This is a genomic window from Polaromonas sp. (assembly GCF_030682935.1).
In the GTDB taxonomy this organism is placed as follows: Bacteria; Pseudomonadota; Gammaproteobacteria; order Burkholderiales; family Burkholderiaceae_C; genus Polaromonas.
This window is the reverse complement of record NZ_JAUXNA010000130.1, coordinates 20,848-27,341: the sequence shown is the minus strand read 5'-3', so window position 1 is coordinate 27,341 and position 6,494 is coordinate 20,848. Positions and strand designations below refer to the sequence as shown.

6 protein-coding genes are annotated in these 6,494 nt (G+C 62.9%); 2 read left to right on the top strand and 4 right to left on the bottom strand.

The annotated features are described in order from the left end of the window. Window positions 1-317, bottom strand: a 317-nt coding sequence (locus tag Q8K05_RS06025; protein ID WP_305245608.1) for a DEAD/DEAH box helicase, incomplete at its 3' end; no start/stop codon positions are given. A gap of 157 nt (window positions 318-474) precedes the next feature. On the opposite strand from Q8K05_RS06025, the gene gorA reads away from it, so the two are divergent. After that, a complete protein-coding gene (gene gorA, locus Q8K05_RS06020) occupies window positions 475-1,842 on the top strand; it encodes a glutathione-disulfide reductase (protein WP_305245607.1) in 1,368 nt (455 codons plus the stop codon). Between the two features lie 60 nt (window positions 1,843-1,902). On the opposite strand, the gene Q8K05_RS06015 is transcribed toward gorA, so the two are convergent. From Q8K05_RS06015 to Q8K05_RS06005, 3 genes are read right to left on the bottom strand one after another with little or no spacing between them, the layout of a single operon-like run. Next, entirely contained in the window at window positions 1,903-3,225 is a 1,323-nt protein-coding gene (locus Q8K05_RS06015; protein WP_305245606.1) for a sigma-54 dependent transcriptional regulator, read from the bottom strand. Then, window positions 3,197-4,666 (bottom strand): HAMP domain-containing sensor histidine kinase, encoded by a 1,470-nt coding sequence (locus Q8K05_RS06010; protein WP_305245605.1) that lies wholly within the window; start codon window positions 4,664-4,666, stop codon window positions 3,197-3,199. The genes Q8K05_RS06015 and Q8K05_RS06010 overlap by 29 nt, the downstream gene beginning before the upstream one ends. A 3-nt stretch (window positions 4,667-4,669) precedes the next feature. After that, on the bottom strand, window positions 4,670-5,527 hold the full coding sequence (locus Q8K05_RS06005; protein ID WP_305245604.1) for a PhnD/SsuA/transferrin family substrate-binding protein: 858 nt from the start codon (window positions 5,525-5,527) through the stop codon (window positions 4,670-4,672). A 252-nt stretch (window positions 5,528-5,779) separates the two neighbouring features. Between Q8K05_RS06005 and Q8K05_RS06000 the strand changes: the two genes are divergently transcribed. After that, the gene (locus Q8K05_RS06000; protein WP_305245603.1) at window positions 5,780-6,490 is read left to right on the top strand and encodes a 4Fe-4S dicluster domain-containing protein; all 711 of its coding nucleotides are present in this window, start codon (window positions 5,780-5,782) and stop codon (window positions 6,488-6,490) included. Window positions 6,491-6,494: the final 4 nt, after the last annotated feature.

Sequence of the window (6,494 nt, the reverse complement as noted above, 5' to 3'; positions counted from 1 at the left end):
ACCTTGATGTTTACCTCGGCACGCGCCAGGCGCCGGATTTCGGTGGTGACCTGGTCGGCCAGCTCACGCGTGGGGCACAGCACCATCGCCTGCACCGCAAAACGGCGCGCGTTGAGGTTGGCCAGCAGCGCCAGCGCAAAGGCGGCGGTCTTGCCGCTGCCGGTTTTGGCCTGGGCAATCAGGTCTTTGCCCAGCAGGGCCACGGGCAGGCTGGCGGCCTGAATCGGGGTCATCTTGAGGTAACCGAGTTGTTGCAGATTGGCCAGCACATGGGCTGGCAGGGACAGGGAGGCGAAATCGGAAGAAGAAGAGGTCATGCGCCGATTATCGACGGCTGCGCCACTTTGGGCGCGCGCCCAGCCGTTTGCCATGCCCACACAGGGGGCCACCCCATGCGCGCATGCCGCCACTGGCGCGCAGCGTCGGTGGTAATCTGAAAAAATACAACGTTTTCCAGACCCGAAAGAAACACCCATGCAGACTTTTGATTTCGACCTTTTCGTCATTGGCGGCGGCAGTGGCGGCGTGCGCGCCGCCCGCATGGCGGCGCAGCGCGGCGCCCGCGTGGCCTTGGCTGAAGTGGCCGAAATGGGCGGCACCTGCGTCAACCTGGGCTGTATTCCCAAAAAACTTTACAGCTATGCGGCCCACTTTGCCGAAAGCTTTGAAGAATCGCACGGCTTTGGCTGGGTCGGCGAGGCGCCCATCCTGAACTGGAACACCCTCAAAACCAACCGCGCCCGGGAGATTTCACGGCTCAACGGCATCTATGTGCAGTTGCTCAAAGGATCGGGCGTCCACCTCCTGGAAGGCTGGGCCACGCTGGTCGATGCGCACACAGTGGCGGTGGGCGGCCAGCATTACAGCGCCCAAAACATCCTGATTGCCACCGGCGGCAAGCCCAGCGTGCCCGACGTGGCGGGCGGCGAGCATGTCATTACCTCCAACGATATCTTTGACCTGTCGCCCTTTCCGCAGCGCCTGCTGGTGGTGGGCGGCGGCTACATTGCCTGCGAGTTTGCCTCTATCTTCAACGGCCTGGGCGCCCAGGTCACGCAGCTGTACCGGGGAACCCAGGTACTGCGCGGCTTTGACGAGGACGTGCGCGCCTTCATTGCCGGCGAAATGGTCAAGACCGGCGTGGCGCTGCACCTGAACACCGACGTGGCCGCCATTGAGCGCACCGGCGAAGGCCTGCAGGTGCGGCTGCTCGATGGCAGCCACGTTACCGTTGACGCCGTGCTGTACGCCACCGGCCGGGTGCCGCTGGTGGACGGACTGGGCCTGGAAGCAGCCGGCGTCAAGCAAAACGACGCGGGCGCGATCCAGGTGAACGCGCAGTACCAAACCTCGGTGCCGTCGATTTACGCCTTGGGCGATGTGACCGCGCGGGTTCAGCTCACGCCGGTGGCACTGGGCGAAGCCATGGTGGTGGTCGACCAGCTGTTTGGCCCGGCGGAAGGCAAGGCGCCGCGCAGCATGAGCTATGACTTCATTCCGACGGCGGTGTTTACGCATCCGAACATCGGCACCGTGGGTTACACGGAAACCGAGGCCAGCGAGAAATTCGGCAAGATCCGCGTCTACCGCACCGACTTCAAGGCGCTCAAGCACACGCTGAGCGGCAGCACCGAGCGCACGCTGATGAAGCTGCTGGTCGAAGACGCCACCGACCGCGTGGTAGGCCTGCACATGGTGGGGCCGGACGCCGGCGAAGTCGTGCAGGGTTTTGCCGTGGCCATGAAGGCCGGCGCCACCAAAGCCATCTTTGACAGCACCATTGGCATCCACCCCACGCTGGCTGAAGAATTTGTGACGATGCGTGAGCCGGTCAAGGGTTGAATGTGGCAGCGCAATTTTGCTATTATTTTTGTAACTGCTGGCGCATATTCTGATATTTCCCTAGGCACTGATGGCAAGCCGCTTCATTTTTTCCCACAGCGTCTTACGGGAGATACCCAGCACCTCGGCGGTCTTGGTGACACTTCCTTCACAGCGGCTCAAGGCTTTGCGTATGTGGCCACGCTCTGCATCCTCGACAATGGCGTTTAGCGGCAGCAAACCTTGGGCAGGGCAATCCGCCGCAGCGGCGCCCGGGGAGGCTCCGAGGCAGGCGGACACGGGCACGGCCAGAACGCCCTCATCACTCATGACCACCGCCTGTTCCAGATAGGCGCGCAGCTCCCGGATGTTCCCGCGCCAATTGCGCGCCATCAGGTCACGCAGGAACAACTCCGACATGGAGATCGGAATGCCCTGCTCCGCCGTGATCTGTTGCAGGATCAGTTCCGTCAGCCAGCGCACATCTTCCGGTCGCTCGCGCAAGGGTGGTATTTCAATACGGATCACGGCCAGGCGATAAAACAGGTCTTCGCGAAACCTGCCCGCCAGCATGTCGGCGTACAAGTCACGGTTGGTGGCGGCGATGATGCGAAAGTCGCTGTGCGTGGTGCGTTCTGAACCAAGCCTGAAAAAGCATCGCTCCTGCAATACCCGCAGCAGCTTGGCCTGCATGCTGGCGGGCAGATCCCCCACCTCATCCAGGAACAAGGTGCCGCCGTGCGCCCGTTCCACAAACCCCTTGTGGGCCCGCTGCGCGCCCGTGAACGCGCCCTTTTCGTAGCCGAAAAATTCCGCTTCCATCATGGATTCGGGCACCGCTGCACAGTTCACCGGAACAAAGTCGCCGGCCTTGCTGCGCGGGTCCAGGCTGTGGATCATTTGCGCCACGACTTCCTTGCCCACCCCCGACTCCCCGGTCACGAGCACGGAGGTCTTTTGTCGCGCCAGCTTGCGCACCAACTCCTCCACCCGGCGCATGGCGGGCGAGATGCCGAGCATGGCCTGGGCCGGTGCCTGCGCGGTCGTCGCCAACGCATCGAGCACCATGGAGACCAGTTTTTCAATGTCGAACGGCTTGGTCAGGTATTCGCGCGCACCGGCATGCAGCGCGCTCACCGCGTCATTCACGCTGCCGTAGCCGGTCAGGAAGAACCACGGCAACAGGCGATAGGCCGGCGACAACTGGCTAAACCACTCCGTCGCCAGGCCATCGGGCAGGCGCACGTCGCTGACCACGGCGCCCCAGGGCGCCTCCATCTGGCCCTGTGCCTCCGCCAGCCGGCGAACCCATACGACCTTGACGCCTTCGAGCTCAAACCGTTGCACCAGCGACTCGCCCAGGATGAGGTCGTCTTCAATCAGCAATAAGTGTTTTGTCGTCATGATGGGTATGTTTGGGGAGCCAGAAGCTCAGGCTGGTGCTAAAAGGCAGGGGGATGGCGTCCGTCTCGGTGGCCGCGAAACCGCCGCCGTAGCGCACGGCAAATTCATGGCAAATCCACAGTCCGAAGCCGTGCGGGTCGTTGCGGTCTTCGGCGTGAAGACGCTGCTGCAACTCGTCGCTGGACATGACTTGTCCGGTATTGGCCACCACGAAGCGCACGGCCTGGGCGTCCGAGCTCAGGGCCGCTTGGACCTGGCCGCCGTCACCTGCGGCCTTGATGGCATTGAGCAGCAAGTTGAGCATGACCTGCCGAAATACCGTGGACGGGACGCACAAGTCGGCATGGTTCTCAAGCACCGACGTGACCGTGACGCTGTGCAGGGTGGCGGCGGCTCGCGCCAGAGTGATGACATCGTCCAGATCGCTCGCAGTCATGCAGCGATCCTCCACCCGGGCCTGGGGCAGCAGGGCGGCCGTCATGGTGCGAATCTGATGCAAGCCGCGTTCAATCAGGTCCACCGTGCGCAGCCGCGTGTCGGGTGCGTCACCGTGCAGGCGCAGCGTACGCGTGGCCGTCAGCAAACCGGCCAGCGGGTTGTTGATTTCATGCGCTACCGCCGCCGTGATGCGGCCCACCGCGGCCAGTCGCTCGGCAGAGCGCGCGCGTTGCTCATTGGCTTGCCGCACCGACATGTCGGCCAGCAGGCGCCGCACCGCGCCGGCAATGCGATTGAGTTCCGGGTCCCTCACCTGCGGCACAAGCTGCTGCAATTTCACCAGATCCACACGACCAATCAGCGCGATGCTGTTCGCCATCTGCGCAATCGGTTGCGCCATGCGGCGGCCAGCCAGCCATCCCAGCGGCACCAGCACGATCACGGCCAGCGCCGCTCCTATCAATGCGGGCGTGGCCAGCGCGGCCCAGTCGGGCGCGAACGCGGCGGCATCCACTTCTGCCAATACGAAGCCAATGACTTTCTCATCGTCGCTGCGAATCGGTTGAATCAGGGCCAGGCTGCCGTCTCCGGAATCCATCGTCCGGGCCGACGGCACATCCTTGGCAAGGGGCAGCATGCGACCGTTCACCGAAACACCGAGCGCCTGCTCGCCGGTCGGCAAACGTTGCGGGTCGGACCCCGCCAGGAACCGCCCATCCGCATCCAGAATAGCGGCGCGGGCATAGCCCTTGCCCGCATCCGGCAGCAGGGCCGCCGTATTTCGCAAGAGCTCAAATGCGCGCCAGGTGTCCTCGGTCGCCAGCAAGGGCCGCCCCTGCACCACCAACAGCGCCATGACGCGCTGGACGGTGGTGACGATATCCTGGCGGGCCGCGCGAGCCGATATTTGCGCCGCCACGACGCTCACTAAAAGTACCGACAGCGTCACGGCCAGCGCCAGGCCCAGCGGTATCTGGATGCGATAGGGCAAACGGGGCAGCATGGCTCAGGTGCGCGCTGCGCTCACGCTGGTGGCCAGCGCCTTGATGGAGTCGAAAAGCGCCGGGGCGGGTTTGGAAAAGCCGCTCAGGTTCAGCGCTCGCAACAGGTCCTGCCCCTGGGGTTCGCCGTGCATGGTCAGCAGGGCCTCGCCCAGTCCCGCCAGCGCATTGTTCCGGTCACCCTGCCTGACCACGATGGGCGGGAATGCATAGAAGTCGGACTTCCAGATCACCTGCGTTTTCGCGACCAAAGCTATTTTCTGCAATTGCATGGTTTCCCATACGTAGCCATCGATGCAGCCTGCATGTGCCAGGCCGGTGGCCACCGCCTCCGCCACGTTGCGATGGCCGTGAGCAAAGAACGCACGCCTCAAATCACGTTCGCTCAAGCCGGCGGCGCGAAGTTGCGCCTGGGCCACCAGCCAGCCCGAGTTCGACAGCGGGTCGGAGTAAGCCAGAACGCGGTGCTTCAGGGCACTCCAGCCCTTGAGTTCGATCGCCCCGTCACGGGCGCGGATCAGGTAGGACTGGTACAGGGGCGCCCCCTGGTACACGGGCACTGCCAGCAATTTCAACTGTGCCTGATGGCGCACATAGGGGTAGCCACAAATCCACGCGGCATCAAGCTGACCGGAAAACAGCAGATCAAGGATGGACTGGTATGACTCGCGCGCCACAAAAACAACCTCAACACCCACGCGCAAGGACAGGTAGTCGCTCCAGCGGGCCAAAAACGCCGCCTGGTCAGACAGGATCACCGCCGTCAAGCCGATGCGCAGCCGCGGCGCAGCCGCACGGGCGCTCGCGCCGGCCAGCGTCAAACCCAGCGCGGCCCCACATTCAACAAAAGCTCTGCGTCGCATTCAAGAGTCCAAAGGTGCAGGAAACAGGCGCCAAGTAAATAACGATTCCGTAACATCTACCCCCCGTAGAAACCCGGATAGCGTTACGTTTTCGTAACCTTGGCCGCCGCTTGGGTGGCGAGAAAAGTGCGTCGCTCCCAATGGGAGTGCATAAGAAACACGGCTTCAACGTGATGGCACGCATATTGCTCAATCCTTCATGCAATCCATGCATAAAACAAGAAACCCACATCATCCCCAGGAGACAAATCGATGAGTGAAGCAACAAAAGTCTCGCCCCCGGCGACGGCAGGCAAATCCGGCAGAAAGCGGTATGCCATGGTCATCGATACCCGCCGATGCATCGGATGCATGGCCTGCCAGGTCGCCTGCAAGGCGGAGTACGACACCCCGCTGGGCGTCAACCGCACCTGGGTGCCGTACAAGGTGACCGGGAAATATCCCAACGTGTCGCGCAAATTCCTGCCGCGGCTGTGCAACCACTGCGAGGACCCGCCGTGCGTGCGCAACTGCCCTGTGGGAGCCACATTCGTCGTGGAGGACGGTGGCTTCGTACTGCAGCGCTATGAGCGCTGCATCGGCTGCCGCAGCTGCATGGCCGCATGCCCGTACAACGCGCGTTTCATGCTGCCTTCGCACCGCACCTACACGCCCATCACCAACGTGGTGGACAAGTGCACGTTCTGCTTCCACCGCGTCACGCAAAACCTGGTGCCGGCCTGTGTACAGACCTGCATTGGCCGTTCGCGGGTGTTTGGGGATATCAATGACCCGAACAGCGAAGTGTCTTACCTGATCGCGAAAAACCCGACCCAGGTGCTGCGTCCCGAACAGGGCACCAAGCCCCACGTCTTCTACATCGGTGCCGACCGCAACCAGACCGAGTTTGGCCGCGAGGGTTACCAAAAGATTGAAGTGATGGAGCAGGAACGCTCCGCCTTCAAACGTCACTTCAACATTTGAGGAG

What these genes read in the sequence shown, in the direction of transcription:
- Q8K05_RS06015 (WP_305245606.1), bottom strand. Translation starts at nt 3,225, where the DNA reads ATGACGACAAAACACTTATTGCTGATTGAAGACGACCTCATCCTGGGC.
- Q8K05_RS06010 (WP_305245605.1), bottom strand. Translation starts at nt 4,666, where the DNA reads ATGCTGCCCCGTTTGCCCTATCGCATCCAGATACCGCTGGGCCTGGCG.
- gorA (WP_305245607.1), top strand. Translation starts at nt 475, where the DNA reads ATGCAGACTTTTGATTTCGACCTTTTCGTCATTGGCGGCGGCAGTGGC.
- Q8K05_RS06000 (WP_305245603.1), top strand. Translation starts at nt 5,780, where the DNA reads ATGAGTGAAGCAACAAAAGTCTCGCCCCCGGCGACGGCAGGCAAATCC.
- Q8K05_RS06005 (WP_305245604.1), bottom strand. Translation starts at nt 5,527, where the DNA reads ATGCGACGCAGAGCTTTTGTTGAATGTGGGGCCGCGCTGGGTTTGACG.